The 25,249-nt window shown below is 65.5% G+C and carries 22 protein-coding genes; 10 read left to right on the forward strand and 12 right to left on the reverse strand.

The window, feature by feature from the left end:
• The first annotated feature begins 238 nt into the window (after positions 1–238).
• From V6F88_RS03010 to V6F88_RS03020, 3 genes are read left to right on the forward strand one after another with little or no spacing between them, the layout of a single operon-like run.
• On the forward strand, positions 239–2,353 hold the full coding sequence (locus tag V6F88_RS03010) for an NYN domain-containing protein (protein WP_332607865.1): 2,115 nt from the start codon (positions 239–241) through the stop codon (positions 2,351–2,353).
• Positions 2,354–2,389: 36 nt separating this feature from the next.
• Positions 2,390–2,896 carry a DUF523 domain-containing protein gene (locus V6F88_RS03015; protein ID WP_332607866.1) on the forward strand — a complete coding sequence of 169 codons (507 nt, stop codon included), beginning with the start codon at positions 2,390–2,392 and terminating at the stop codon, positions 2,894–2,896.
• Positions 2,886–3,362: a hypothetical protein gene (locus tag V6F88_RS03020; RefSeq protein ID WP_332607867.1), complete on the forward strand. Its 477-nt coding sequence runs from the start codon at positions 2,886–2,888 to the stop codon at positions 3,360–3,362. Before V6F88_RS03015 ends, V6F88_RS03020 begins: the two co-directional genes overlap by 11 nt.
• Before the next feature lie 58 nt (positions 3,363–3,420).
• On the opposite strand, the gene V6F88_RS03025 is transcribed toward V6F88_RS03020, so the two are convergent.
• Together V6F88_RS03025 and V6F88_RS03030 are read right to left on the reverse strand one after the other, a co-directional pair.
• Positions 3,421–4,398: a Bug family tripartite tricarboxylate transporter substrate binding protein gene (locus V6F88_RS03025; protein ID WP_332607868.1), complete on the reverse strand. Its 978-nt coding sequence runs from the start codon at positions 4,396–4,398 to the stop codon at positions 3,421–3,423.
• Between the two features lie 123 nt (positions 4,399–4,521).
• A complete protein-coding gene (locus tag V6F88_RS03030; protein WP_332607869.1) occupies positions 4,522–5,145 on the reverse strand; it encodes a hypothetical protein in 624 nt (207 codons plus the stop codon).
• 169 nt (positions 5,146–5,314) lie between these two features.
• On the opposite strand from V6F88_RS03030, the gene V6F88_RS03035 reads away from it, so the two are divergent.
• Positions 5,315–5,932: a TetR/AcrR family transcriptional regulator gene (locus V6F88_RS03035; RefSeq protein ID WP_332607870.1), complete on the forward strand. Its 618-nt coding sequence runs from the start codon at positions 5,315–5,317 to the stop codon at positions 5,930–5,932.
• A 48-nt stretch (positions 5,933–5,980) separates the two neighbouring features.
• Here the strand turns inward: V6F88_RS03035 and V6F88_RS03040 are convergent, their stop codons facing one another.
• Together V6F88_RS03040 and V6F88_RS03045 are read right to left on the reverse strand one after the other, a co-directional pair.
• Positions 5,981–6,967, reverse strand: a complete 987-nt coding sequence (locus V6F88_RS03040; RefSeq protein ID WP_332607871.1) for a tripartite tricarboxylate transporter substrate-binding protein — start codon at positions 6,965–6,967, stop codon at positions 5,981–5,983.
• A gap of 134 nt (positions 6,968–7,101) precedes the next feature.
• Positions 7,102–7,497, reverse strand: coding sequence for a hypothetical protein (locus tag V6F88_RS03045; protein WP_332607872.1), 396 nt, complete (start codon positions 7,495–7,497; stop codon positions 7,102–7,104).
• Between the two features lie 111 nt (positions 7,498–7,608).
• Here V6F88_RS03045 and V6F88_RS03050 point away from each other — a divergent pair, with 111 nt between their 5' ends.
• Positions 7,609–8,487, forward strand: coding sequence for a LysR family transcriptional regulator (locus V6F88_RS03050; protein WP_332607873.1), 879 nt, complete (start codon positions 7,609–7,611; stop codon positions 8,485–8,487).
• 126 nt (positions 8,488–8,613) lie between these two features.
• Here V6F88_RS03050 and V6F88_RS03055 read toward each other — a convergent pair whose 3' ends face one another.
• The 7 genes from V6F88_RS03055 to V6F88_RS03085 form a co-directional block, all read right to left on the reverse strand.
• Positions 8,614–10,008 carry a M20 family metallopeptidase gene (locus tag V6F88_RS03055; RefSeq protein WP_332607874.1) on the reverse strand — a complete coding sequence of 465 codons (1,395 nt, stop codon included), beginning with the start codon at positions 10,006–10,008 and terminating at the stop codon, positions 8,614–8,616.
• On the reverse strand, positions 10,005–11,024 hold the full coding sequence (locus tag V6F88_RS03060) for an ABC transporter ATP-binding protein (protein ID WP_332607875.1): 1,020 nt from the start codon (positions 11,022–11,024) through the stop codon (positions 10,005–10,007). The genes V6F88_RS03055 and V6F88_RS03060 overlap by 4 nt, the downstream gene beginning before the upstream one ends.
• Positions 11,021–12,010, reverse strand: a complete 990-nt coding sequence (locus V6F88_RS03065) for an ABC transporter ATP-binding protein (protein ID WP_332607876.1) — start codon at positions 12,008–12,010, stop codon at positions 11,021–11,023. Before V6F88_RS03065 ends, V6F88_RS03060 begins: the two co-directional genes overlap by 4 nt.
• 2 nt (positions 12,011–12,012) lie before the next feature.
• The gene (locus tag V6F88_RS03070) at positions 12,013–12,930 is read right to left on the reverse strand and encodes an ABC transporter permease (protein WP_104143825.1); all 918 of its coding nucleotides are present in this window, start codon (positions 12,928–12,930) and stop codon (positions 12,013–12,015) included.
• 1 nt (position 12,931) lies between these two features.
• The gene (locus V6F88_RS03075) at positions 12,932–13,849 is read right to left on the reverse strand and encodes an ABC transporter permease (RefSeq protein WP_046807225.1); all 918 of its coding nucleotides are present in this window, start codon (positions 13,847–13,849) and stop codon (positions 12,932–12,934) included.
• Positions 13,850–13,929: 80 nt separating this feature from the next.
• Positions 13,930–15,516 carry an ABC transporter substrate-binding protein gene (locus V6F88_RS03080; protein WP_332607877.1) on the reverse strand — a complete coding sequence of 529 codons (1,587 nt, stop codon included), beginning with the start codon at positions 15,514–15,516 and terminating at the stop codon, positions 13,930–13,932.
• Positions 15,517–15,624: 108 nt separating this feature from the next.
• Positions 15,625–16,434 carry a GntR family transcriptional regulator gene (locus tag V6F88_RS03085; RefSeq protein WP_332607878.1) on the reverse strand — a complete coding sequence of 270 codons (810 nt, stop codon included), beginning with the start codon at positions 16,432–16,434 and terminating at the stop codon, positions 15,625–15,627.
• 214 nt (positions 16,435–16,648) lie between these two features.
• On the opposite strand from V6F88_RS03085, the gene V6F88_RS03090 reads away from it, so the two are divergent.
• From V6F88_RS03090 to V6F88_RS03100, 3 genes are all read left to right on the forward strand, one after another.
• The gene (locus tag V6F88_RS03090) at positions 16,649–17,845 is read left to right on the forward strand and encodes a pyridoxal-phosphate-dependent aminotransferase family protein (protein WP_332607879.1); all 1,197 of its coding nucleotides are present in this window, start codon (positions 16,649–16,651) and stop codon (positions 17,843–17,845) included.
• A gap of 31 nt (positions 17,846–17,876) precedes the next feature.
• Positions 17,877–18,941, forward strand: coding sequence for a serine hydrolase domain-containing protein (locus tag V6F88_RS03095; RefSeq protein ID WP_046807221.1), 1,065 nt, complete (start codon positions 17,877–17,879; stop codon positions 18,939–18,941).
• Between the two features lie 88 nt (positions 18,942–19,029).
• Complete coding sequence (locus V6F88_RS03100) at positions 19,030–20,040, forward strand: aldo/keto reductase (protein WP_332607880.1); 1,011 nt, start codon at positions 19,030–19,032, stop codon at positions 20,038–20,040.
• Here the strand turns inward: V6F88_RS03100 and V6F88_RS03105 are convergent, their stop codons facing one another.
• On the reverse strand, positions 20,041–20,634 hold the full coding sequence (locus V6F88_RS03105; protein ID WP_332607881.1) for a TetR/AcrR family transcriptional regulator: 594 nt from the start codon (positions 20,632–20,634) through the stop codon (positions 20,041–20,043).
• A gap of 217 nt (positions 20,635–20,851) precedes the next feature.
• Between V6F88_RS03105 and V6F88_RS03110 the strand changes: the two genes are divergently transcribed.
• Positions 20,852–22,054, forward strand: coding sequence for an efflux RND transporter periplasmic adaptor subunit (locus V6F88_RS03110; protein WP_332607882.1), 1,203 nt, complete (start codon positions 20,852–20,854; stop codon positions 22,052–22,054).
• A gap of 40 nt (positions 22,055–22,094) precedes the next feature.
• Entirely contained in the window at positions 22,095–25,244 is a 3,150-nt protein-coding gene (locus V6F88_RS03115) for an efflux RND transporter permease subunit (protein WP_332607883.1), read from the forward strand.
• Positions 25,245–25,249: the final 5 nt, after the last annotated feature.

Genomic DNA, 25,249 nt, shown 5'->3' on the forward strand with positions numbered 1-25,249 from the left:
CGGGAATTCTAGCCAGCGCGCGGCCGAGTCAATCCACCGGAAAGCGGGGGGAAAGGGCCGGTAAGCGCCGGCTTAAGGGATGCTGTCAGGAACCCGAACGGCCGCGTTGGAAATAGGGCCGGGTCGAGGCGGCGCGTGGGGAAAATTGCGCCAAGGCGGGGGGTGAAGCCGGATATGTATATCATGAGCGCTATCTGGCGGCCCGAAGCACGTGGCCGCCGCGGCTTTGGAGAAGAAAATGACTACCCCCAACGAAAACGTCAGCATGGCGCTTTTCTGCGACTTCGAGAACGTGGCGCTGGGTGTGCGGGACACCAAATACCAGAAATTCGACATCCGGCCTGTGCTGGAACGGCTGCTGCTCAAGGGCAGCATCGTGGTCAAAAAGGCCTATTGCGACTGGGAACGCTACAAGGAATTCAAGGCCCCCATGCACGAGGCGAACTTCGAGCTGATCGAAATTCCGCACGTGCGCCAATCGGGCAAGAACTCGGCCGACATCCGGCTGGTCGTGGACGCGCTGGACTTCTGCTACACCAAGTCGCACGTCAACACGTTCGTGATCATCAGCGGCGATTCCGACTTTTCGCCGCTGGTGTCCAAGCTGCGCGAGAACAACAAGAAGGTGATCGGCGTTGGGGTCAAGCAGTCCACGTCGGACCTGTTGATCGCCAACTGCGACGAATTCATTTTCTATGACGACCTGGCGCGCGAAGGCCAGCGCACGGCCGATGCCCGCCGCGACAATCGTGGTGGCGCGGGGGCCGGCACCGCTCAGCGCCGCACGCCTGACGAAGAAATCCGCCGCAAGGAAGAGCTGGAAGCCCGCAAGACCCAGGCCGTCGACATGGTCGTCGAGACCTTCGAAGCCCTGATGGCCGAACGCGGCGACAGCGGCAAGATCTGGGCATCGGCGCTGAAAGATGCGCTGAAGCGCCGCAAGCCGGATTTCAACGAGTCCTACTACGGCTTTCGCGCCTTCGGCAACCTGCTGGATGAAGCGCAATCGCGCGGCTTGCTGGACGTGGGCCGCGAAGAAAAGTCCGGCACGTACGTGTACCGCGACAGCATCGACGCCGCGCCGTCCTTGCCCATGAGCCGCGCCGCAAATGGCAACGGCGCGCGCAACGCGCCGTCGCGCCAGGCCGCTGTGGCGGAAGCCGACGACGCGCAGGGCGACGCGGCGCAGGAAGAATCCCAATCCCAATCACGCTCTTCCCGCAAATCGCGCGGCGGCCGCCGCTCGGGTCGGGCCAACGGCTATGCGGCCGAGCAGGGCGCCAACGACGCCGGCGGCGAGACGCTGGCGCAGGACGAGGCTGCTTCGTTTGACGCGGATGCGGCCTCGCCCGTTGCCGCCGACGCCGACGAAACGTTTGCCGCGCCCCAGGCTTCGCCGCTGACGGGTGAGTCCGCGCAGGATGATGCGCCCACTACCGAGCAAGCCCCCGTTGCCGCGCGCGAAGGGGATCGCGACGTTGAACGCCAGGGCGAGCGCGACCGGGGACGCGGTGGACGCGAAGGCGGCCGAGATCGCGGACGTGATCGCGGCCGAGACCGTGGGCGCGATCGCGCCCGTCACGGCGCGCCCGTGAACGCCCTGGCCGATGAGTCGGCGGCGGGCGATTCGCTGCCTGGGAATCCGTCGGACGACGTCCAGGCCAATACTGCCAAGGCCGCCGAGGCCGCCGCGGCAGTTGCCGCCGCAACGGCTGCTACCGCCGCGACTGCCGCCGCCGCCGAGCAAGCCGCGCAAGCCGCCGCTCGTGAAGCCGCCAAGGTCGATGCCATGCGCGCCGACGCGCTGGCCCGTGCCCAGGCGTCCAAGCCCGTGCAGCCCTCGCGCCTGCCGCCCATGCCCACGCCGTTGCCGCAAGCACGCCAACCGCTGCCGGCCGTGAACATTGCCGAGTGGACGTTTGTTGAAGCGCCCGCCGAAGCGCGCCGCGAACCGGCCAACAAGGCGCCGGCCAAGGTCACCGACCCGTTCGAGGGCGCCGTGCTGCGCCGTGCCTCCGAACCGGCCGCGCCCGCGTCGGAATCGCCGCGGCCGCAAGCCCAGCCTGCCGCCAAGTCGGCCACGAAGACGCCGGCCCAGTCGGCCACGAAGACGCCGTCCAAGACCGCAGCCAAGACCGCAACCAAGACCGCAACCAAGACCGCGACCAAAACCGCGGCCAAGACCGCAACGAAGTCGGCCTCCAAAACCGCGGCAAAAACGGCGACCAAAACCGCCGGCAAGCGCGCGGCACAGTCCGCCGATAACGCGGCCCCGGCCGACGCCGATGCCGCGCCCGCCAAGTCCGCCAGCCGTACGCGCCGCACGCGCAAGTCGGACGACTCGGCGTCCTGATCCGTCAGGGTGTCATCGTCAGCTTCGGTCTTGCCCATGCAATATGTGCTGATCAGTTCGTGCCTGTTGGGCAACCCCGTGCGCTACGACGGGCGCGGGGTGCCCCACGGTGATGCGGTGCTGGCGCGCTGGCGCGACGAAGGCCGGGTCGTGCCCGTCTGCCCGGAAGTGGCGGGCGGCATGCCCGTGCCGCGCCCGCCGGCCGAGATCGAACCCGGCAAGCGCGCGGCCGACGTGTTGGCCAGCGGCGCACGCGTCATCGCGGTAACGGGGCAGGATGTCACGGTGCCTTTTGTGCAGGGAGGCCATGCCGCGCTGGCGCTTGCCGGGCAGCATGGCATCCGCCTTGCCGTCCTGAAAGAAGGCAGCCCGTCCTGCGGCAGCGGCTACGTCTACGACGGCCATTTCGCAGGCAAGCGCCAACCCGGTGTGGGCGTGACGGCGGAATTGCTGAGGCGCGCCGGTGTGCGCGTTTTCAGCGAAAAGCAATGGGACGAGGCCCAGGCGTGGTTGGCACAGCTGGAGGCCCAGGATGTGGGCTAGCGTTGGCATTCTGGTGCTGCTGGGGGGGCTGGCGTTGGTGGTGGTGATGGCGTTGATGGCGGCATCGGCGGCCAGCGCATCCCGCAAACGGCTCGGAACGCAAGACGGCAGCGATTCCAGCGCAACGCAATCCGCCGCCGGACGCTGGTCGCGGCGGTCGAATTCGTCGAATTCGTCGGGTTCGTCGAGTCCGTCGCGCTCTTCGCATCCTTCTCGTTCTTCACGTTCTTCACGTTCGTCAGGTCCGCTGCCGCGTATTGCCGCCGTGCTGTGCCTGAGCCTGTCGGCGTTCTTCTTTTACGCCTGGTACGCGTTCTACGCGAAGTGGGACTTCAACGAACTGGGCCGCTACTACGACCCCATCGATCAGGTGGTCTACACGTCGTCCGGCATTGTCTGGATACTGCCGGCGACCTTGCTGCTGGCCGCCGGCGGGGTCTTCACCTGGCGCGGTTGGCGGCGCTGAACAAGCCGTCTCCCCTAATTCCACGCTGTGTCCGCGCTTTTTCCGCGTTCATCCCCGCTTATTCCGTGCGGATGTTCGCCGCTTTCACGATCTTGCCGTTGTCCACGTATTCGCGTTGCACCTGTGATGCGAATTGCTCCACGCTGCCCGGCGACATGATGTTCAGCGCATCCGTCAGCGGCTTGCTGATGTCGGGCATGGCCGCCACCTTGTTGATCACCGCGTTCATGCGCTGCCGAAACGCCGCGCTGGTGGACGCGGGCGCGAAAAAGCCGAAGGTGGACGTCATGTTCGCCATCGGGTAGCCCAGCTCGGCAAAGGTTGGCGTATCGGGCCAGCCCGGCAGCCGCTTCGGCGACCCTACGGCCAAAAGCTTCAGCTTGCCTTCCTGGATCAGCGTATTGACCGGGGCCGACGCGTTGACCAGCATCAGCGTGAACTGCCCGCCCAGCGCATCGGGCACCATCTGCGCCATGCCCTTGTAGGGCACGTGCGTGATGCGCACCTTGGCCTGCCCGTTGATCTGTTCCAGCATCAAATGCCCCAGCGACCCCACACCCGCCGTCGCCAGCGACAGGCCGTCCGGGTCCGCCTTGGCCTGGTCCACCATGTCCTTGAAATTCTTGCCCATGAATTTCGGGCCGCCCACCAGATACACCGGCGAATACATCACGGCGGCCACCGGCGCCAGGTCCTTCAACGGGTCATACAGTGTCTTCATCACGTGCGGCGACAGCGTTACCGGGCTGACGGCGGTAAAGCCCAGCGTGTTCTCGTCGTGGGCGCGCGCCACGGTGTTCATGCCGATCATGCCTCCCGCGCCGCCCCGGTTTTCAACGACCACCGGCCGGCCCAATTCCGTGGCCAGCTTTTGGGCAAACGCGCGCGCGGTGTTGTCCACGATGCCGCCTGCGCCGTAAGGCACGACGATGGTCAGCGCCTGTGACTTGGTGTCGGCCTGGGCCTGGGCGGTGGATGAGACGGCGCAGGCCGCGCTGAATGCGCAAAGCCCCGCAAGCCGTTTGAAATTCAACATGGCTTCCCCTTGGTGTCGCGGCTGGGTCGCCGCGGATGTCGACGGCGCTGTAAAGCAACGCGCCGGCATGCAGTGTGTGCAGGCCGGCGCGCGGGGACAATCGGGATTACCCGGAAAGGGGCTTCAGTTGGCGCGGTAGCCCCGGCTGCTCATGCAGGAATCCAGCGAATGGTTGTAGGTGTCCACCATGACTTGCGTGGTCCATTGCGTGATGGTCGCCGGGTCGTACCCGCTTTGGTTCATGGCCCAGCGCTGGCATTCGGCCGTGGCATTGGCCTGCGCCGAGCTGACCTTGGGCGCGGCTGCGTACTCCACGGGCTTGTATTGCGGCTCGGGTTGCGCGTAGGCAACGGGGGGTTCGGCATACAAGGGGGCGGACGTCAGCGGCGCGGAATACACCGGCGGCGCCGTGTAGACGGGCGCGGCGTACACCGGGCTGGTGTAGGCCACGCCGGGCGATGCGTAGACGCTGGTTTGTGCGTAAGTGGGGCCGGAATCGGCCGCCAGCAGCAGGCCCACCGCGGCCAGCGCGAACGCGCCGCCGACCCACCATCCGGCCGAACTGCTGCCGCCACCGCCATGGTGGTGGTAATTATTACCGCCGTGGTAACCGCCGTGGTAGCCGCCGCCGTGGTAACCACCACCGCCGCCGCCCCAGCCACCGCCGCGTCCGCCCGCCATCACGGGCGCGCTTGCCACGGCAAGCGCCAATGCTGCGACAAGCGTCCGGCCTGTAAACCGTTTCATGATCTTGCTCCTGTCCGCCGCGCGCGGGATTACGGTCAATATGCGCACGGCGATAGCGCTACTTTACTGCTGCGCGGGCATCAAAAGTTGTTGCAAAAGCTACGGGGATTTCAACTGACTTCAAAACGATTCAGTGGCGAAAAGCGGGGAAGCGGTGTACTTTCTCGCGATGATGACGGCACGACCCCTTTCTGCACCGCAAGACAAGCGTCTTACCAAAGGCGAACGCACCCGCCTACAGCTACTGGAAGTTGCCGCGGCGGAGTTCGCGGAGCGCGGATTCCAGCACACGCGTATCAGCGACATCGTGGCTCGCGCCAGCGTGACGCAGCCGGTGTTCTACCAATACTTTTCCAGCAAGCAGGCGGCCTACGACGAATTGGTCGGCATGTTCGCGCAGCGCTTGCGCCAGGCGATTACCGAAGCGCGCTTGCCGGCGGGCCTAGAAGGCGCGGAATTGGCAGAGCGCATCCAGGGCGGCGTGCTGCGGCTGCTGGGCATCTTGCAGGAAGACCCCAACCTGACGCGCATCGGCTTTTTTCAGGTGGCCGAAGCGGAGGCGCTCAAGGATGAACTGGTAACGATGATTGCCGACAACGTCCGCGCAGAACAGCAAGCCGGGCTGTTCCGCCCGGAGATATCCCCCGACTGGCTGGCGCAGTCGCTGATGGGCATCATCGAACGTTTCACGCGCCAGACGCCGGATGCGCCCCAGCAGCACGCAATAGCGGAATTCATCACCCGGCTGTTGCTTGACGGCATCCGTCCCCATCGACGAGCCTCCTGACGGAGGCTTTTTTTATGGCCCCCGTTTTCGTCCGCCCCGCGCTCGCGGTCATTCCACGCGGGCTCCCGAGGCCGCCACCAACTTGCCCGCCGCTTCCCAATCCGCTTTCAGCAGATCCTGAAACTGCGCCGGGGTCTTGGCTTCGGCCTCCACGCCCAACGAGGCCAGGCGCGCCTGCACCTTCGGGTCCGCCAGCACCTTGTTCACGGCCGCGTTGATCTTGTCGCGTTCGGCGGCGGGCAAGCCGGCGGGCGCCAGCAGGCCCAGCCAGGAATCGAAGGCGTAGCCGGGCAGGCCGCTTTCGGCGACGGTGGGCAGGTCCGGCGCGAAGCGCGAGCGGGTCTTGCCCGTGTAGGCCAGGAAGGTCACGCGGGGGTCGTTGCGATAGGCGGTCACGCCGATGGTGGCGGCGGTGACGGCCTGGACGCGGCCGGCCAGCAGTTCGGTCACGGCGTCGCCCGTGGACTTCATGGGGATGTGCTGCATCTGCGCGCCCGAGGCAGCCAGGAAAGACGCCATGCCCAGGTGCGACGCGCTGCCGTTGCCGGCCGAGGCATAGTCATACGCGCCGGGTTTGGCCTTGATGGCCTGGATGAAGTCGGCCGTGGTCTTCGCGTTCAGGCTGGAGGACGCCAGGATGATGTATCCCGTGTTGCCCAGGTACGCGACGCCGGTGAAGTCCTTGTAGGGGTCGTAGCTCAGGTTCTTGTACAGGTAGCCGGCAATGTTGTGGCTGGCGGCGGCCAGCACCAAGGTGTTGCCGTCGGGGGTGGCGCGCGCCACCTGCGAGGTGCCCACCGTGCCGCCGGCGCCCGCGCGGTTTTCCACCACGATGGACGCGCCCAGCGCCTGGCCCAGTTCGTCGCCGATGGCGCGTGCAATGGTGTCTTGCACGGCGCCCGTGCCGTAGGGCACGACGATGCGGACGACGCGTTGTTCGGCGTGGGCAGCGCCGGCGCCGGCCAGCGCCAGGGTCAGCGTCAGGGCCAAGGTAGTCAAGGTGTTGCGGCGTACGGCTTGGAATCGGGTAGGCATGACAGCGGCTCGTTGGGATAGGCACGCGCCCCGTATTGAGGCGGGCGAAGGCGTTGGACTCTAAAGAATCGCGTGGCGCCCGCCAACGATTTATTTGCCGCTTGTTTATAGCTGTCGGGGATATAGCCCGACCGTCAGGCCCAGGTCTCGTGCAGGTGCGCCCATTGCGGTTGCCCATCGGCGCACGCCATGAACAGCGCGCTGGCGCGCCGCTGCGTGGCGCCGCCGTTCCAGGCGTGGCGTTCGCGATACGTCAACAGCGCCGAGCCGGCGTCCGCGTGGCGCACGGCCAGCTCGTCGATCTGGATCTTCAAGCCCGGGCGCAGGCCGCGCAGGCCGGCGAACAAGGCGGGCAGGGCGCCGGGCGGCAGCCGCTGCCCGTCTGCCGTAATCATGGTGAACTCGGGCGCAAAGGCGTCCAGCAGGGCGGCCAGCACCGGCGGCGGGGTATCGGCGTGGCCAATCCAGTGCTCGATGCGGGCGTGGGCGTCCAGCGCCAGGCGCAGGCTAGGGGTAGACAGGTCGGTCATGAATAACGCCGTGTAATCAACAAAGAACGCCATTCTAGAAATTTCGATGTCGCGGAAACACCGCCTGTGGGCCGATATACTGTTCGTGTTTTTTTGACAATGAAGCGGCCCATGATCAATCTGAATCGCTTGTCGATCTTCGTCGCCGTGGTCGATGCCGGTTCGTTCACGGCGGCGGCCGATGCGTTGGGCACGACCAAGGCCGTCGTCAGTTTCAACGTCAAGCAGCTGGAACAGGAATTGGGCGTGGCGCTCTTGACGCGCAGCACGCGCCGGCTGGCGCTGACGCAGGCGGGCGAGGGCTTTCATGCGGATTGCGTGCGCCTGTTGCAAGACGCCGGCGCCGCCGTCGATCAGGCGCGATCCGGCCAGGCGACTTTATCGGGCAGCTTGCGGGTAACGGCGTCGGTGGATTATGGCAACCGCGTCGTCGTGCCCGCGCTGGCGGCATTCGCGCGCTTGCACCCGGCGCTTCGGGTGGGCTATCAGGCCAGCTCCACGCAAGCCGACCTGATCGGCGAACGGCTGGATGTGGCGATCCGCGTGGGTACGCTGGCGGACTCCAGCTACCGCGCCACGCGCATCGGTGAATTCAAGCTGCTGTTGGTAGCCAGCCCGGCGCTGTTGGCCGAACATGGCGCGCCGCGCTCGCCCGAGGCGTTGGCCGCCTTGCCCTGGTTGGCCAATCGCCCGGGCCGCATCGACCACTGGCGGCTCACGGACAGCAAGGGGCGTGACCACGCGCTGCGCGTGGCCCCGGTGGCGCATGCGGACACGGCGTCGGCGCTGCTCGCCTTTGCCGACGCCGGCTGTGGCGTGGCCGCCTTGCCGGATTGGCTGCTGGAAGAGCCCTTGGCGCGTGGCACGTTGCAGCGTGTGATGCCGTCGTACACGTTGCCGCGCCAGCCGGTGCACGCCGTCTATCCCGACACCCGCCACGTCAGCGCCAAGGTGCGGCGCTTCATTGATTTCTTGCGCACGGGGAAATGACGCACGGCCCACTCCGCTGCCACGTCGGTTGCACGTCGGTTGCACGTCGGTCCCACGGGGCGGGCGTCGCCGCCACGTCGATGCCAGGCCGCTCCAAGCCCGCCCCGCGCCCAGTCTCGGTAAACCTCAGCGCGACAGCGGCGGCGTGTCGCCCGCGCCCAGGTCCCAGTACAGGCCGGTCATCAAGCCCAGCGCCTGGCGCAGCAGCTCGGGTGGCAGGTGTTCGTTAGGCGCGTGCTGCGAGCAACCGGGGTAGGAATGCGGCACCCAGATCGTGCGCAGGCCCAGTACATCCGTGAAGATGTCGTTCGGCAATGAGCCGCCCAGGTTGGGCAGCAGCGCGGTCTTCTGGCCCGACGTGCGTTCCAGCGAATCCACCGCCCATTGCACCCAGGCATCGTCCGGGTCGATGCGCGTGGCGCGGAACATCGATTCCCGCGTTAGCGCAATCTTGACCATCGAAAAGCCGTGGCGATCCAGATGCCGGCGCAGCGCGGGGATCAGGTCGTCCGGGTCCACGCCGACCACAAAGCGCAGCTGGCAACGTGCCCACGCGCGCGGCGGGATGGCGTTGACGGGCGTTTCGGGGTTGCCGGTCTTGTAGGCCAGCACTTCAAACGAGCACCAGCCGAATACGCGTTCGGCGGGTGACAGGCCGGGTTCGCCCCAGTCCGGTTCAATCTCGGGGCCGTCCGCGCCGCCGTCCACCTGGCAGTCGGCCAATGCGCGGCGCACGGCGGCGGGCAATTCGGTTGGCACCCATTCCGGAATACGGATCTGGCCGGTGGGCGACACGATGGTCGAGATGGCGTGCGCCAGCTGAATGCCGGGGTTGGAAATCAGCCCGCCCCAGTTGCCGGAATGGTGGCCGCCGGCCCGGGCCTCGATGGACAAATCAAAGTTCAGGCTGCCGCGCGCGCCCAGGAAGATGGTGGGGCGCTGGGGGGCAAGACGCGGGCCGTCGGAGGCAATCAGCAAGTCGGCCGCCAGCATGTCGCGATGTTCGGCGCACAGTTCCCGCAAGCCCATTGACCCGGTCTCTTCGCCCATTTCTATCAGGTACTTGGCGTTGAAGCCCAGCTTGCCGCGCGCTTCCAACACCAGCCGCAGCGCTTCCATGTTGATGGTGTGCTGCCCCTTGTTGTCGGCAATGCCACGGCCATACCACCGGCCTTCGGCTTCGGTCAGCGCCCAGGGGGTCAAGCCGTCCTTCCATTCCTTTTCCAGCCCACGGATGACGTCGCCATGGCCATAGCCCAGCACGGTGGGCAGGGCGGCGTCTTCAATGCGCTCGGCGTACAGGAAGGGCGCCAGCGCCTTGGGATGCGTCAGGGTGCGGCAGGTGAATCCCAGCGCTTCGAACGCCGGGCGGATCTCGGATTCCAGGTAGTCGGCCAGCACGGCGGCGCGCTCGGGGTTCTGGCTTTCGGTGGGCAGCGCCAGGCGCCGCGCCAGCAGGGCGCGAAAGGCGCCGGAATCAAAACACTGTTCCGCTTGGGCGATGGCTTGCTCACGGGTCATAGCCGGGCTCCGGTGGGGTGGGGAAGAGAAGAGGGAATGGCAGCAGGGGCCGCCGAAGGGGAACCGGACGCCATGGGATACAGATGGCAAGCCACCACGGACCCGTCACGCAGCGTCAGCGCGGGCCGCTCCACCTTGCATTGCGGCATGGCATGTTGGCAACGCGGGTGAAACGGGCAACCGGGCGGCGGATGCAAGGGGTCGGGGAACGACAGGCCCAAGCCCATGTCCGGAATACCCAAGCCCGGTTCGGGCGTCAGCACCGACGCCAGCAAGGCCTGCGTATAGGGATGGTGCGGGTCGTGAAACAGCTTGGCCGTGGGCGCCGATTCCACGACACGGCCCAGATACATCACCGCCACATGCGTGGCGATGTGTTCGACCACCGCCAGGTTATGGCTGATGAACACATACGTCAGGTTGAATTCGCGCCGCAGGTCCATCAGCAGGTTCATGATCTGCGCTTGCACGGACACGTCCAGCGCCGACGTCGGCTCGTCGCAGATGACGATTTCCGGGTTCATGACCAGCGCGCGCGCAATCGCCACCCGCTGCCGCTGGCCGCCTGACAACTGCCCCGGCGTGTTGTGGGCCAGCCGGGGCGGCAGCCCCACGCGTTCCAGCATTTCGATGGCCTTGTGCATCTTGGGGTTGGCGATGCCATGCACCTCCAGCGGTAGCGACACGATGGACGCAATGGATCGGCGCGGGTTCAGGGACGAATACGGATCCTGGAAAATCGGCTGCACCCGACGCGCCAGCGCGCGGCGGTCCATCTGGCGGATGTCTTGCCCGTCCAGCTTGATGGCGCCGTCGCTGGGCGGCGTCAGGCCCAGCAGCATGCGGGCCAGTGTGGATTTTCCGCAGCCCGATTCGCCCACGATGCCCAGCACCGCGCCACGTTCAACGGCCAGGTCCACGCCATTGACGGCGTGCAGCGTGCTGCGCGGCCGGAACATGCCTGATCGGATCGAAAATTGCCGGCTGACGGCTTCGGCTTGCAACAGCGCGCTCATGCCAGGACTCCTTCTTCAACGCGGATGCAGCGCCATTGCTGATGCGGCGAGTGCCCGTGCACGGGCACGGTGTCGCGGCATTGCGGCTGCACGTAGCGGCAACGGTCGGCAAAGGCGCAGCCGCGCAAGTCGCCCACCAATGACGGCACCACGCCGGGTATCGTGCCCAGCGATTCGCCGGGCGGGGTGCGGCCGGGCACGGGGATACAGCCCAGCAAGCCCTCTGTATAAGGATGGCGCGGCGTGGCGAAGATGTCCTTGACCGGACCTTCCTCGACGATCTGCCCCGCATACATCACCGCCACCTGCTGCGCAATGCGCGCCACCACGCCCAGGTCGTGGGTAATCAGCACCATGGCGATGCCAAGCTCGGCCTGCAAGTCCGCCAGCAAGCGCAGGATCTGCGCCTGGATGGTGACGTCCAGCGCCGTGCTGGGCTCGTCCGCAATCAGCAGTTCCGGACCGCACATCAGCGCCATGGCAATCATCACGCGTTGGCGCAGGCCGCCCGACAGCTGGTGCGGGTATTGCGTCAGCCGTTGTCCGGCAGATGCGATGCCCACTTTTTCCAGCAGTTCCACCGCGCGGTCGCGCGCCTGTTGCCGGCTGGCATGGCGGTGGTGGATGTAGTGTTCGGTCAGCTGCTCGCCGATGGCGTAGGCGGGGTTCAGCGCCGTCATCGGTTCCTGGAAAATCATCGCCATCTTGCTGCCGCGCAGCGCATTGATACGGCGGCTGCGCGCGGTGGACAGGTCTTCGCCCAGCACCGCCAAGCGGCGTGTCGTGCGCTTGGCGGCCTTGGGCAACAAGCCCATGATGGCCAGCGACGTCATCGATTTGCCGCAGCCGGATTCGCCCACCAGGCACAGCGTTTCACCCCGCTTGACCTGGAACGATACGTCTCGCACCGCGTGCAGCGGCCCGCGCGGCGTGGCGATGTCGACCGTCAGCCCTTGCACGTCCAGCACAATTTCTTTGTCGGCCATGGTCAGGCCCTCTCTTCAGGCGTCAGCAGTTGATGCAGCCCGTCGCCGGCCAGGTTGATCGCGAAGATCAACAACGCCAGCGCCGAACCCGGAATGGCGATCAGCCAGAACGAAAAGAACATGTACGCCTTGGCTTCCGAAATCATCAGCCCCCAGGACGGCAGCGGCGGCTGCACGCCCAAGCCCAGGAACGACAGCGAGGCCTCCAGCAAGATGGCGCTGGCCGCTTCCAGCGTGGCAATCACGATCAGCTGCGGCACCACGTTGGGCAGCACTTCGCCCCACACAATGCGCCACGTGGACGCGCCGGCCGCCTGCGCCGCCGCCACGTATTCCAGCGACCGCACCTGCTGCGTGGCGCTGCGCATGACCACGGCGTAGCGGTCCCATTTCAAGAAGCCCAGCACCAGGATCACCACCCACAGCGAACCGCCGACGATGGCCACGGTGGCCAGCGCCACCAGGATCACGGGCATGGACAAACGGGTCGTGATCAGGAACGACACGGCCATGTCCACCTTGCCGCCGAAGTAACCGGCGGCCATGCCCATGGCCGTGCCGATGATTCCAGATATCAACGCCACGCTGACGCCGATCAACAGCGAAATGCGCGCACCGTAGAACAGGCGGGACATGTAGTCGCGGCCCAACTGGTCGGTGCCCAGTGGGTGCAGCCACGTGCCCTTGGCGTACCAGACGGGCGGCGCGGTGCGGTAGGCCAGGTCCTGGAAGTAGGGGTCGTGGGGGGAAATCCACGGCGCCAGCAGCGCGATCAGCACGATGATCAGCAGGATGCCGCCGCCGGCCAGCAGCGCCTTGTTGCGGCGCAGCCGGCGCCAGCGCAAGGTGGATGCGGACAGTTCCATCGCGGCGGGGGCGGGTGCGCCGGGAACGGAAGGGGTAAGGATAGGCGTGGTCATGTCAGGACACCCGGATGCGCGGATCAAGCCACGCGTTGGCGATATCGGCGGCAAGCGTCAGCAGCACGTACAGCACGGACAGCAGCAGCACAATCAGCTGCATCACCGGATAGTCCTTGTACGTAATGCTCTGGTAGGCCAGATAGCCCAGGCCGTCCAGCGCGAAGATGGTTTCGATGACGACCGAGCCACCCAGCAGGTAGCCCAGCTGCACGGCGGCCAGCGCCACGACCGGCACGATGGCGTTGCGCAGCGCGTGCTTGAAGATGATCTTGCGCGCGGGCAGGCCCTTGGCGCGCGCGGTGCGGATGTAGTCCGCGCCCAGCACCTCGATCATGCCGGCGCGGATCAAGCGCATGAAAGCCGGCGCCACGTAATAGCCCAGCGCAATCGCGGGCATCACGAAATGCTGCCACGTGCCGCTGCCCGACACCGGCAGGATGCGCAGCGATATCGAAAACAGCATGATCAGGATCAGCGCAAAGAAAAAGTTCGGCAGGGCCTGACCCAGCACGGCAATCGCCAGGCACACGCGATCAATCACGCTGCCCTTGTAGATGGCGGCCAGCACGCCCAGCGGAATTGACACCAGCAGCGCAAAGCCCAGCGCGCCCATGCCCAGCAGCAAGGTGGTCTTTAGCTTGGACAGGATCAGCGGCCCCGCCTCGGTCTTGAAATACACCGACGTGCCGAAGTCGCCTTGCATGATGTGCCACAGCCAATCGGCGTATTGCACCACCAGCGGTCGGTCCAGCCCGTAGGTCTTGCGGATCATGTCGATGTCTGCCTGGCGCGCGCCTTCGCCGGCCAGCGCCAGCGCCGGGTCGCCCGACAGGTGCAGCAGCAGGAACGCCAGGATCGATACGGTCAGCGCCACCAGCGCCGCCAGGCCCAGGCGCCTGATCGTGAAATAAAGCATAGGACTTCCTCTAACGTTTCAGCCCGCCGGACGGGCATGTCGGCCGCCCGGCGTTACCCTGCGCGTGACTTCCCACCGGGCTACTTCCAGCTCATGTCCCAGAAGCGGACCAGTTCGTCGGAATACGGCTTGAAGTTCACGTCCTTGGTGGCGACGTAGTAGGCGGGCAGCGTCCACAGCGGCACGGCGTAGGCCTTTTGCGCGATCAGGTCCAGCGCTTCCTTGTAGGCGGCCTTGCGCGGCTCGCTGTCAATGGTGTGGTCGCCTTTGTTGAGCAGGTCGCGCACCTTGGCGTCGCGCGTGATGTCGTCGTTGCCGAAAGCGAAGTACACGGGCGTGGATGCCGACACGTCGTTGACCAGGTTGGAACCCCAGGTCTGGTGCGTCAGCGACGCCTTGTTGGCGCGGATCATGTCGCGCATGGCGGCGTACTGCAAGAAGTTGAGCTTGGCGCGGATGCCCACGGCTTGCAGGTAGTTGATGATGGCTTCGGTCTGGTTGCGCTCGCGGTAGGCCACGATGTCGATGTCGAAACCATTGGCGTAGCCCGCATCGGCCAGCAGCTTCTTGGCCAGCGCCGGGTCGTACTTGTAGGTGGGGGCGCCGTCTTGCGTGCAGCCCACTTGCGACGGCGTGCAGATGGTATTGATCAGCCCGCCGCCTTCGCCCACGATGTTCTTCAACATGGATTCGCGGTCGATGGCGTGGATGATGGCCTTGCGCACGCGCTCGTCTTTCAGTTGCGGCGCGGGGGTGCCGTCCTGGATGTTCATCTGCATGAACACGATGCGCATGGTGTTGCCGGTGACCATTTGCAGGTTGGGCATCTGGCCCAGCTGTTCGGCCTGGTCCTTGGGCACGCTCATGATCAGGTCTTCGCCGCCCGAGATGACTTCGGCCATCTGCGTCTGGCGGTCGGGGATGAAGCGGATGACCACCTTGCCGATCTTCGGCTGCGCCTTGGGCGAGTCCTTGAAGTAGTTGGCGTTGCGTTCCAGCGTGATGGATTTGCCGGGCTGGTAGTCCACCACCTTGTACGGGCCGGAGCCCACCGGCTTGGCGTTCATGCCCTTGGGGCCGACTTCCTGGTAGTACTTGGCGGGGTGGATGGCAGCGGTGGTGGACAGGTATTCCTTGGCGCCAGGGAAGGGCTCCTTGGTGGTCAGGCGCACCTTGTACTTGTCGATTTTTTCAACCTTGTCGATCCACGACACGTTCTGCTGCGTAACGGCCTTGTTCTTCGGGTCGGCCACGTAGTTCAGCGTGTACACCACCGAGTCGGCGTCGAACTCTTCGCCGTTATGGAATTTCACGCCTTCGCGCAATTCGAATTCCATGGTCTTGTCGTCGACCTGTTTCCAGCTTTTGGCCAGCTGCCCCTTGTATTCGTTCGTGACCGGGTCGCGGTACAGCAGCGTGTCCCAGACGTTGGCCGCGATGATGACGCCGATACGCACGTTGTTGAAGTACGGGTCGACGCTTTCAGGCGCCTGGTCGTAGGCCATGCGCAGGGTGTCGTCTTTCTTGCCCGCCAGCGCGGGCTGGGCGGCCAGGCCGGCGCAGGCAAAGAGGGCGGCGGCAATGGCCGCGCGTAGGGGCGCGACGGGAGCGACGCGGTAGGGGCGGGGTCGGGCGGGTGAGGCAGGTGTGAAGCGACTATCAGCCATGGTGAAGGCTCCTGTGGAAGGCACTACATGTACTGCGTATCCATCATCTCGCTCCGGGCCGCGCCACCCTGGTTTTATCGTTATCGTCCTTGCGCTGGGAGGGCAGGCTCAACCAGAGTCGGACGAAGGCGCGGTCTTGGGCGCCGCATTGGCGTTGATGCTTGCATCGGCGTTGATGCTTTTCAGCGCGGCCTCGCACTTGCGCTGCAAGTGCTGCCGCATGATGCCGGCCAGGCGGTCCGCGTCGCGCGCGTCCAGGGCCTCGGCCATGTCGATGTGTTCGCGCATGGCCAGATCCCATTTCTGGCGGTTTTCGTTCGACACGAACCGCAGGTTCTGGATGCGCGCGTTCTGCGCGTCGTACAGTTGCTTAAGCAGGCTGTTGTGCGAGGCCAGGCTGATGCGCTCGTGAATTTCGCGGTTGGTGCGAAAGTACGTGGGCAGGTCATGGCGTGCGTGGCTGGCCATCATTTCGTAGGTCAGCGCGCGGATCTCCGCAATTTCAAGATCGGTGGCGCGTTCGCACGCCAGTCGGCACGACATGGCTTCCAGCCCGCCGATCACTTCAAACGCTTCGCGGATATTGGCTTCCGACAGCGCCACCACCTGCGCGCCCCGGTTCGGTTCGATCTGCACCAGCCCTTCGGCCGCCAGCACGCGAAATGCTTCGCGCATCGGTGTGCGGGACACGCCCAACAGGTCGCACAGCGTGCGTTCGTTCAGGCGGGAGCCGGGGGGGAATTCACCCTGGATGATGCGTTCGCGCAACGCCCCGGCGACGGCGCCGGGCAGCGTGCGGCCATTGCCGGCAGCGCGCGGCGCCGGCGACACGGCCCCTTGCGGCGGCGCGTCGGGCAGGGCTGAATCGGCATGCGCCGACCCGGCCAAATCCCGCATCAGGCTAGGATTGCTGCTCATTGGTATACCAACGTTTCCCCGTGTTTTTTTAGACTATAAACCCCACGCAACGACTTCAATCATGGGTGTATACCCTAGGTTATCGGTGCAAAAACAATGGGATAGAGTGGCGCATGCCGCAAGTCCGCCTGCTCGGCCGGGGCTGTGTCAAAAGCCGTTTGAATCGCCGCGCATCTTTCGTTGGTATACAAATAATTCCACTGTGGGGCTACGCATGCTTTCCCTGAATTCCCATTTGTCCGGCCGGCACTTCTTGCAGATTCCGGGGCCTACCAACGTGCCCGACCGCGTCTTGCGCGCCATTGATCAGCCCACCATCGACCATCGTGGCCCCGAGTTCGGCGAGCTGGGCCGCGCCGTGTTGGAAGGGGCCAAAGCCGTTTTCCAGACGCAGTCGCCCGTGGTGATTTTTCCGTCGTCGGGCACCGGCGCCTGGGAGGCCGCGCTGGTCAACACGCTGTCGCCGGGCGACCGCGTGTTGATGGTGGAAACCGGCCACTTCGCCAGCCTGTGGAAGAAGCTGGCGGGCCGGCTTGGCCTGGACGTTGACTACATCGAAAGCGACTGGCGCCACCCCGTGGACCCCGAGGTGATCGGCGCGCGGCTGGCCGAAGACACCCAGCACCGCATCAAGGCGGTGTGCGTGGTGCATAACGAAACGTCCACCGGCGTCACCAGTAATATTGCCGCCGTGCGCGCCGCGATCGACCGCGCCGCGCATCCCGCGTTGCTGATGGTGGACACGATATCGTCCTTGGGCTCCATCGATTACCGCCACGATGCATGGGGCGTGGACGTTACCGTGGCGGGTTCGCAAAAGGGCTTGATGTTGCCGCCCGGCCTGGCATTCAACGCCGTCAGCGCGCGCGCGCTGGCTGCCGCCGATACCGCCGCGCTGCCCCGTTCGTATTGGGATTGGCGCGAAATGCTGACGGCCAATGCCAAGGGTTATTTTCCCTACACGCCGTCGACCAATCTGCTTTACGGCCTGCACGAAGCGCTGGCCATGTTGCAGGCCGAGGGCTTGCCGCGCGTGTTCGCGCGCCATGAACGCCATGCCCGCGCCACGCGTCTGGCAGTGGCCGCGTGGGGGCTGGAACTGTTAAGCCTGGACCCCGCCGCCCACAGCCCCGCGCTGACGGCCGTGATGATGCCCGAAGGCCATGGCGCCGACGCGCTGCGCAAGGTCATTCTTGAACGCTTCGATATGTCGCTGGGGCAGGGCCTGGGCAAGCTATCCGACCGCATCTTCCGCATAGGCCATCTGGGCCACTTCAATGACCTGACGCTGTGCGGCACGCTGGCCGGCGTTGAAATGGGGCTGGCCGCCGCCGGTGTACCGCACCAGCCGGGCGGCGTGCAGGCCGCGATGGAATTCCTGGCGCGCGCCCCGGATGGCGTGGCGGCTTAAGACCAAGACCAACCCAACAACGAGGGAAACCATGAACACGCTGATGCAGCAGGCGATCCAATTCGCCAATGAACACGAATCCACCTGGGACCGCAGCGTCAAGGGCAACTTTGGCGTGCACCTGAACGACCCGCCGCCCTGGAACCGCCTGCTGGGCCCCATCCACGACCGTGGCCCCGTGTCGGGCGTGGTGGTGGTGGACGGCAAGACGGTGGCCGAATGGGGCGAGCCCGAACGCGCCGACCTGACCTTCAGCGTGGCCAAGCTGTACCTGGCAATTCTGGCGGGCGTGGCGCATGACCGTGGCCTGTTGCCGGACGTGGACGAACCCGTGGGCAAGCGCGTGCCGGGCATCGGCTTCGATGAAGGCCAGAACGCCGACATCACCTGGCGCCACCTGCTGCAACAGACCAGCGAATGGGAAGGCGAACGCTTCGGCGTGTCGGACCAGGCCGATCGCTATCGCGCCGTGACCTTCGGCGTGCCGCCCGATGGCAAGAAGGGCGACGCGCGCCCCTTGCAGCGCCCTGGCACATATTGGGAATACAACGACGTACGCATCAACCAGCTGTCGTACGCGCTGCTGCACCTGTTTCGCAAGCCCTTGCCCGACGTGTTCCGCGAAGCCGTCACGCGCCCCATCGGCGCCAGCGAAGACTGGCAATGGGTGGGCTACGACACCGCCTGGGTCGAGATCGACGGCCAGCGCATGCCATCCGTGCCGGGCGGCTCGCATTGGGGCGGCGGCATGTCCATCAGCGCGCGCGACCAGGCGTTGATCGGCCAGATGCTGCTGAACGACGGGCAGGCCAACGGCAAGCAGATCTTGTCGCGCGAATGGATTCAGGCCATGCGCACCCCCTGCGCCATCGCGCCGTACTACGGCTACCTGATCTGGCTGAACGACCAGGGCCGCGTGTTTCCCAGCGTGCCGGCCACAAGCTTCTTCGGCGTGGGCGCGGGCAGCTCGTTCACCTGGGTGGAACCGGAACGCAAGATGGTGGTGATTGTGCGCTGGCTTAATTCCGCCCACGCGGATGCACTGTTCGGCAAGATCCTGGCGGCGGTGGATGCGGACAAGGAAACGCAGGTGTAGGATGAACGCCGCGCGAACCGCCGCCACCGGGTTCGCGCCGCGTCGACTTCATCCGCGTCGACTCCATTGATCAGAAAGGAATCGCCCCATGAAATACCGCCGTCTGGGTTCCAGCAACCTGCGCGTTTCGCCCCTGTGCCTGGGCACCATGATGTTCGGCGAACAAACGCCGGACGACGAGGCCGCGCGCATCGTTGCGTCGGCGCGTGACCATGGGGTGAACTTCATCGATACGGCCGACGTCTACAACGAAGGCCGCTCGGAACAGGTGGTGGGCAAGCTGCTGCAAGGGCAGCGCCACGACTGGGTGCTGGCCAGCAAGATCGGCAACGTGGTGGGCAAGGGCCCGAACCATTCGCATTATTCGCGTCAGTGGCTGATGCGCGGCGTTGAACAAAGCCTGGCGCGCATGGGCACGGATTTCATGGACATCCTGTACCTGCACCGCGACTTTCACGAAGAAAACCTGGAAGAGGCGCTGTGGGCGCTGGGCGACCTGATCCGCGCGGGCAAGCTGCGCAGTTTCGGGCTGTCGAACTTCAGGGGGTGGCGCATTGCCGAGGTGATTCGGCTTTGCGAAAAGATGGGCGTGCCCCAACCGGTGGTGTGCCAGCCGTACTACAACATGCTGAACCGTGGGCCCGAAGTTGAAATCCTGCCCGCGTGCAAGCACTACGGGCTGGGCGTGGTGCCTTACAGCCCCATCGCGCGCGGCGTGCTGACGGGCAAGTATCTGCCGGGCCAGGCGCCTGCCGCCGATACCCGCGCCGGGCGTGGCGACCGCCGCATGCTGGCCACCGAATTCCGTGAAGAGTCGCTACAGATCGCCCAGCAGCTGGTGCAGCACAGCGCCACGCGCGGCGTGCGGCCCGGGCACTTCGCGACCGCCTGGGTGTTGGCCAATCCGATCATCACCGGCGTGATCGCCGGCCCGCGCACGTTGACGCAAATGGAAGACTATTACGCCGCGCTGGACGTCACCATTACGCCTGAAGACGAAGCCATCGTGGACGGCTGGGTCATTCCGGGCCACGCGTCCAGCCACGGCTACAACGACCCGAACTACCCGTTCTTCGGTCGCCCCGTCGCCGGCGCCTGATCAGGCCGGCGTCGCCGCAACCGGTGCGCGCACCGGTTCGCCGGCGATGCCGTGCAGCATCATCTGCTCGGCCACGGACGCAATGCCCAGCCGCGCGACGCGCCCGCGCCGCTCGGCGTCCACCATGCTGGTCACCACGCCGATGAACAGTTCCGTCAGCGCCGCCGCCGTGATGTCCACGCGGAAGGCGCCTTCGCGCTGTCCGCGCAAAAAGAACGCATCCAACGATTCCTGGTAGCCCGACCAGCTGTTCATGATGTCGGGCTGCTGCTCGTTGTCGGGCTTCCAGTTGTACATCAGGAAGGCGGTCAATTCCTTGTGCGCCATGTTCTGGTGGATCAGCGTGCGCAGCGCCTCTCGCGGTGGCGCGGTATCCAGATGGGAATCCGCCAACGCCTTCTTCATGACGTGCGCGCAATGCGTGGTAAGGCGCAGGACCAGTTGGTCCCGCGTCTGACAGAAGCGGTATAGCGTGGCCTTGCTGACGCCCACGGCCTTGGCCAGTTCCTGCAACGTGGCGCGCGGCTGGTCCACCATCGCCAATGCCAACGCCACTAAAAACCGCTCGTGCCCTTGCCCTGCGTCGTCCGCCATTGCTCGCCCCTGTCAGTGTGTCCCATCCCCATTGCCGCGTATTGGAGCATGCACGATTCAGCTTGTGCAAACTTTTGCGATTTTGACAAGTTGAGCCTTTTAAAATCTTCTTAATAATCTTTTGATAATCAAATGAACCTTTATTGATTCAAATCAATCGTTCATGTAGCATCCGCAGCTTGGTGAAAAAACAGTGCCGCGGGGCGCAAGGTAAAACATGAAGAATCAATTGAAGCGGCGCTTGCCCTTGACGGTGTTGGGTTCGGCTTTGGCCCTGGTTTTGGGCCTGGCCGGCTGCGGTGAAGCCCCCAGCCAGGCGCAGGCCGACACGCCGCGCGCGGTGCAGGTGGTGCAGGTGCAACCGCAGCGCTACGCGTTGTCCAGCACCTTGCCGGGTCGCGTGGAACCGGTGCGCGTGGCCGAAGTGCGTGCGCGCGTGGCGGGCATTGTGCTGACGCGCAACTTTGAAGAAGGCGCGGATGTGAAGGCCGGCGACGTGCTGTTCCGCATCGACCCCGCGCCGTTCAAGGCCGCGCTGTCGCGCGCCCGGGGCGAATTGGCCAAGGCCGATGCCGCTGTGGCCGATGCGCAAGCCATCCTGAAACGCTACACGCCGCTGGTGAAGATCGAAGCCGTCAGCCAGCAGGACTTCGACACCGCCACCACCACGCTGAAAAGCGCGCAGGCCGCGCGCCGGTCCGCGCAGGCCGACGTCGAAACCGCGCAGCTGAACCTCGATTACGCCACCGTCAAGGCGCCGATTTCCGGCCGCATCGGCCGGGCGCAGGTGACCGAAGGCGCGCTGGTCGGCCAGAACGAAGCCACCGTCATGGCAAAGATCCAGCAACTGGACCCCATCTACGTCGATTTCAACCAGCCCGTGGCAGACATGCTGCGCATGCGCGCGGCGTTGCAGAACGGCAGCCTGGGGCAGGGCGAGGGCGCAAGCATCTCGATCACGGTCGATGGCACGGACCAGAAGCGCAGCGGCAAGCTGCTGTTCTCGGATATTGCGGTGGACCGCACAACGGGCCAGGTGTCGGTGCGCGGCGAATTCGCCAACCCCGATGTGTTGCTGTTGCCCGGCATGTACGTGCGGGTGGAAACACAGCAGGGCGTGGACCCCGAAGCCATCCTGGTGCCGCAGCGCGCGGTCACGCGCAGCACCGATGGCAAGCCGCAGGTGATGCTGGTGGGCAAGGACGACGTGGTGGAATCGCGCCCCGTGCAGACCGGCACCATGCGCGGTTCGGACTGGCACATCGTCGACGGTCTGGCGGCGGGCGACCGCGTCATCGTGGGCGGCGTGTCGGCCGCCGTGCCGGGCCAGAAAGTCAGTGTGGCGCCGGCGGCTGAAAAGGAACGCGTCGCGGCAGCAAAGCCGGCTACAGACCCGGCTTCCACCCCGGCCGCGAACTAAGCAGCCGCCCGTGCCCCGCGTGCATACCCAAAGGTAAATCATGTCCAAGTTTTTTATTGGCCGCCCCAATTTTGCGTGGGTGGTGGCCATCTTCATTTCGCTGGCGGGCCTGTTGGCGATTCCGTCGCTGCCGGTGTCGCAGTTTCCGGTGGTGGCGCCGCCCCAGGTGACGATTGCCGCCACCTATCCCGGCGCGTCCGCTTCGGTGCTGGTCGATTCGGTGACGAGCGTCATCGAAGAAGAGCTGAACGGCGCCAAGAACATGCTGTATTACGAATCGTCCAGCAGTTCCAGCGGCAGCGCTGAAATCACCGTGACGTTCGAACCGGGCATGGACCCGGACCTGGCGCAGGTTGACGTGCAGAACCGCATCAAGAAGGCCGAAGCGCGCCTGCCGTCGGCGGTAACGCAGCAGGGCTTGCAGGTGGAGCAGGCCAGCTCGAACTTCCTGATGATTTACGCCCTGACGTACAAGGGCGAAGACGCGCACAAGGACGTGGTGGGCTTGTCCGACTACGCCGCGCGCCACATCAACAACGAAATCCGCCGTGTCAAAGGCGTGGGCAAGGTGCAGTTCTTTGGCGCCGAAGCGGCCATGCGCGTGTGGATCGACCCGCAGAAGCTGCTGGGCGTGGGCCTGTCGGTGGCGGACGTCAACGCGGCCATCGCGGCGCAAAACGTGCAGGTGCCGGCCGGCAGTTTCGGCAGCCGCCCCGGTTCGCCCGAGCAAGAACTGACGGCCACGCTGGCGGTGAAGGGCATGCTGGATTCGCCGGAAGAGTTTGGCAACATCGTGCTGCGCGCGAACGCGGACGGCTCGGTGGTGCATCTGGCGGACGTGGCGCGGCTGGAAGTCGGCCGCCAAAGCTATGACTTTGAAACCCGTTTGAACGGCAAGAAGTCGGTGGGCGCGGCCGTGCAGCTGGCCCCGGGCGCCAACGCCATCGACACGGTCAAGGCCGTGAAGGCGCGTTTGCAGGAATTGTCCGCCTCGTTCCCCGAGGACGTTGAATTTTCGGTGCCGTTCGATACGTCGCAGTTCGTCAGCGTGGCCATCACCAAGGTCGTGCACACCTTGCTGGAAGCCATGGTGCTGGTGTTCCTGGTGATGTTCCTGTTCTTGCAGAATTTCCGCTATACGCTGATTCCCACCATTGTCGTGCCGGTGTGCCTGCTAGGCACGTTCGCGGTGATGTCGGTGCTGGGCTTCTCGGTCAACATGATGACGATGTTCGGCATGGTGCTGGCCATCGGCATCCTGGTGGACGACGCCATCGTGGTGGTCGAAAACGTGGAACGCATCATGGCCGAAGAGGGCCTGCCGCCGCGTGAGGCCACCATCAAGGCGATGGAGCAGGTGTCGGGCGCCATCGTCGGTATCACCTTGGTGTTGTCCGCCGTGTTCCTGCCGCTGGCGTTCATGAGCGGCTCGGTCGGCGTGATCTACCAACAGTTTTCGTTGTCGCTGGCGGTGTCGATCCTGTTCTCGGGCTTTTTGGCACTGACGTTCACGCCCGCCTTGTGCGCGACGTTTCTCAAGCCCATCCCCAAGGGGCACCACGAAGAAAAGAAGGGCTTTTTCGGCGGTTTCAACCGTATGTTCAACCGCCTGACCGGCCGCTTCGAAGCCTTGAACTCGCGCCTGGTCAAGCGCACCGGCCGCTATATGGTGATCTACGTCGCCATCGTGGCGGTGCTGGCCGTGCTGTATGTGCGCGTGCCGGAATCCTTCGTGCCGGCCGAAGACCAGGGCTATGTCATCGTGGACGTGCAGTTGCCCCCGGGCGCTACCTACAAGCGCACCGACAAAGTCGTGGCGGACGTCGAGCAGCACCTGATGTCGCTGGACGCGATGGGCGATGCCTTCACCGTGATGGGCTTCAGCTTTTCGGGCACCGGCCAGAACGCGGGCATTGCCTTTCCCACGCTGAAAGACTGGTCCGAACGCGGCAAGGGCCAAGCCGCGTCCGATGTGGCCGCAAGCGTGAACCAGCGCTTCGCGGCGATTGACGACGGCTCGATCATGGCGGTGAACCCGCCGCCCATCGACGGCCTGGGTAATTCGGGCGGCTTTGCGCTGCGCCTGCAAGACCGGGGCGGGCTGGGGCGCCAGGCGCTGACCGATGCGCGCAACCAGCTGCTGGCCAAGGCCAACAGTTCGCCCGTCATCGCCTACGCCATGATGGAAGGGCTGGCCGACGCGCCGCAATTGCGCCTGGACATCGACCGCCAGAAGGCCGAGGCGCTGGGCGTGGGCTTTGACACGATCAGCACGGCGATCTCGTCCGCCTATGGCTCGGCCACCGTCAACGACTTTGCCAACGCCGGGCGCTTGCAGCGCGTGGTGGTGCAGGCCGACGTGCGCGACCGCATGACGCCCGAGAGCATCCTGATGCTGAACGTGCCCAACAAGTCTGGCGGCATGGTGCCCTTGTCGGCCTTCGTCAAGACCGATTGGGAAAACGGCCCCGTGCAGATTTCCCGCTACAACGGCTACCCCGCGTTCAAGATCGCGGGCGACGCGATGCCGGGGCACAGTACGGGCGAGGCCATGGCCGTCATTGAAAAGATCGTTTCCGAATTGCCCCACGGCATCGGCTACGAATGGACCGGCTTGTCGTATCAGGAAAAGTTTGCCGGGGCGCAGGCGCCCATGCTGTTTGCGCTGGCGTTCCTGGTGGTGTTCCTGCTGATGGTCGCGCTGTATGAAAGCTGGGCCATTCCGGCGTCGGTGATGCTGATCGTGCCGATCGGCGCGCTGGGTTCGGTGTTGGCGGTGACGGTGCTGGGCATGTCCAACGACGTGTATTTCAAGGTGGGCCTGATCACCATCATCGGCCTGGCGGCCAAAAACGCGATCCTGATCGTGGAGTTTGCCAAGAGCCTGCTTGAGCAGGGCCACTCGCTGGCGGACGCCGCCATCCAGGCCGCCAAGCTGCGCTTTCGCCCCATCGTGATGACGTCGTTGGCGTTCATCCTGGGCGTGGTGCCGCTGGCGTTGGCCAGTGGCGCGGGCGCGGCCAGCCAGCGCGCCCTGGGCGTGGGCGTGATCGGCGGCATGCTGACCGCCACCTTGCTGGGTGTGATTTTCGTGCCCATTTTCTTTGTCTGGGTGCTGTCGCTGCTGCGCAAGAAGGGTGGGCAGCCCGCCCCGGACGCCTTGCCCGCCCAGCGCGCGACCCAGGAGTGAACGTG

The organism is Achromobacter sp. ESBL13, assembly GCF_036668755.1.
In the GTDB taxonomy this organism is placed as follows: Bacteria; Pseudomonadota; Gammaproteobacteria; order Burkholderiales; family Burkholderiaceae_B; genus Achromobacter.

Bases quoted from the DNA above. Each gene is read 5' to 3' on its own strand.
- V6F88_RS03065 (WP_332607876.1), bottom strand. From the start codon at position 12,010: ATGGCCGACAAAGAAATTGTGCTGGACGTGCAAGGGCTGACGGTCGAC.
- V6F88_RS03055 (WP_332607874.1), bottom strand. From the start codon at position 10,008: ATGACCCGTGAGCAAGCCATCGCCCAAGCGGAACAGTGTTTTGATTCC.
- V6F88_RS03085 (WP_332607878.1), bottom strand. From the start codon at position 16,434: ATGAGCAGCAATCCTAGCCTGATGCGGGATTTGGCCGGGTCGGCGCAT.
- V6F88_RS03070 (WP_104143825.1), bottom strand. From the start codon at position 12,930: ATGACCACGCCTATCCTTACCCCTTCCGTTCCCGGCGCACCCGCCCCC.
- V6F88_RS03010 (WP_332607865.1), top strand. From the start codon at position 239: ATGACTACCCCCAACGAAAACGTCAGCATGGCGCTTTTCTGCGACTTC.
- V6F88_RS03075 (WP_046807225.1), bottom strand. From the start codon at position 13,849: ATGCTTTATTTCACGATCAGGCGCCTGGGCCTGGCGGCGCTGGTGGCG.
- V6F88_RS03015 (WP_332607866.1), top strand. From the start codon at position 2,390: ATGCAATATGTGCTGATCAGTTCGTGCCTGTTGGGCAACCCCGTGCGC.
- V6F88_RS03115 (WP_332607883.1), top strand. From the start codon at position 22,095: ATGTCCAAGTTTTTTATTGGCCGCCCCAATTTTGCGTGGGTGGTGGCC.
- V6F88_RS03105 (WP_332607881.1), bottom strand. From the start codon at position 20,634: ATGGCGGACGACGCAGGGCAAGGGCACGAGCGGTTTTTAGTGGCGTTG.
- V6F88_RS03030 (WP_332607869.1), bottom strand. From the start codon at position 5,145: ATGAAACGGTTTACAGGCCGGACGCTTGTCGCAGCATTGGCGCTTGCC.
- V6F88_RS03110 (WP_332607882.1), top strand. From the start codon at position 20,852: ATGAAGAATCAATTGAAGCGGCGCTTGCCCTTGACGGTGTTGGGTTCG.
- V6F88_RS03035 (WP_332607870.1), top strand. From the start codon at position 5,315: ATGATGACGGCACGACCCCTTTCTGCACCGCAAGACAAGCGTCTTACC.
- V6F88_RS03050 (WP_332607873.1), top strand. From the start codon at position 7,609: ATGATCAATCTGAATCGCTTGTCGATCTTCGTCGCCGTGGTCGATGCC.
- V6F88_RS03080 (WP_332607877.1), bottom strand. From the start codon at position 15,516: ATGGCTGATAGTCGCTTCACACCTGCCTCACCCGCCCGACCCCGCCCC.
- V6F88_RS03095 (WP_046807221.1), top strand. From the start codon at position 17,877: ATGAACACGCTGATGCAGCAGGCGATCCAATTCGCCAATGAACACGAA.
- V6F88_RS03045 (WP_332607872.1), bottom strand. From the start codon at position 7,497: ATGACCGACCTGTCTACCCCTAGCCTGCGCCTGGCGCTGGACGCCCAC.
- V6F88_RS03060 (WP_332607875.1), bottom strand. From the start codon at position 11,024: ATGAGCGCGCTGTTGCAAGCCGAAGCCGTCAGCCGGCAATTTTCGATC.
- V6F88_RS03100 (WP_332607880.1), top strand. From the start codon at position 19,030: ATGAAATACCGCCGTCTGGGTTCCAGCAACCTGCGCGTTTCGCCCCTG.
- V6F88_RS03025 (WP_332607868.1), bottom strand. From the start codon at position 4,398: ATGTTGAATTTCAAACGGCTTGCGGGGCTTTGCGCATTCAGCGCGGCC.
- V6F88_RS03040 (WP_332607871.1), bottom strand. From the start codon at position 6,967: ATGCCTACCCGATTCCAAGCCGTACGCCGCAACACCTTGACTACCTTG.
- V6F88_RS03020 (WP_332607867.1), top strand. From the start codon at position 2,886: ATGTGGGCTAGCGTTGGCATTCTGGTGCTGCTGGGGGGGCTGGCGTTG.
- V6F88_RS03090 (WP_332607879.1), top strand. From the start codon at position 16,649: ATGCTTTCCCTGAATTCCCATTTGTCCGGCCGGCACTTCTTGCAGATT.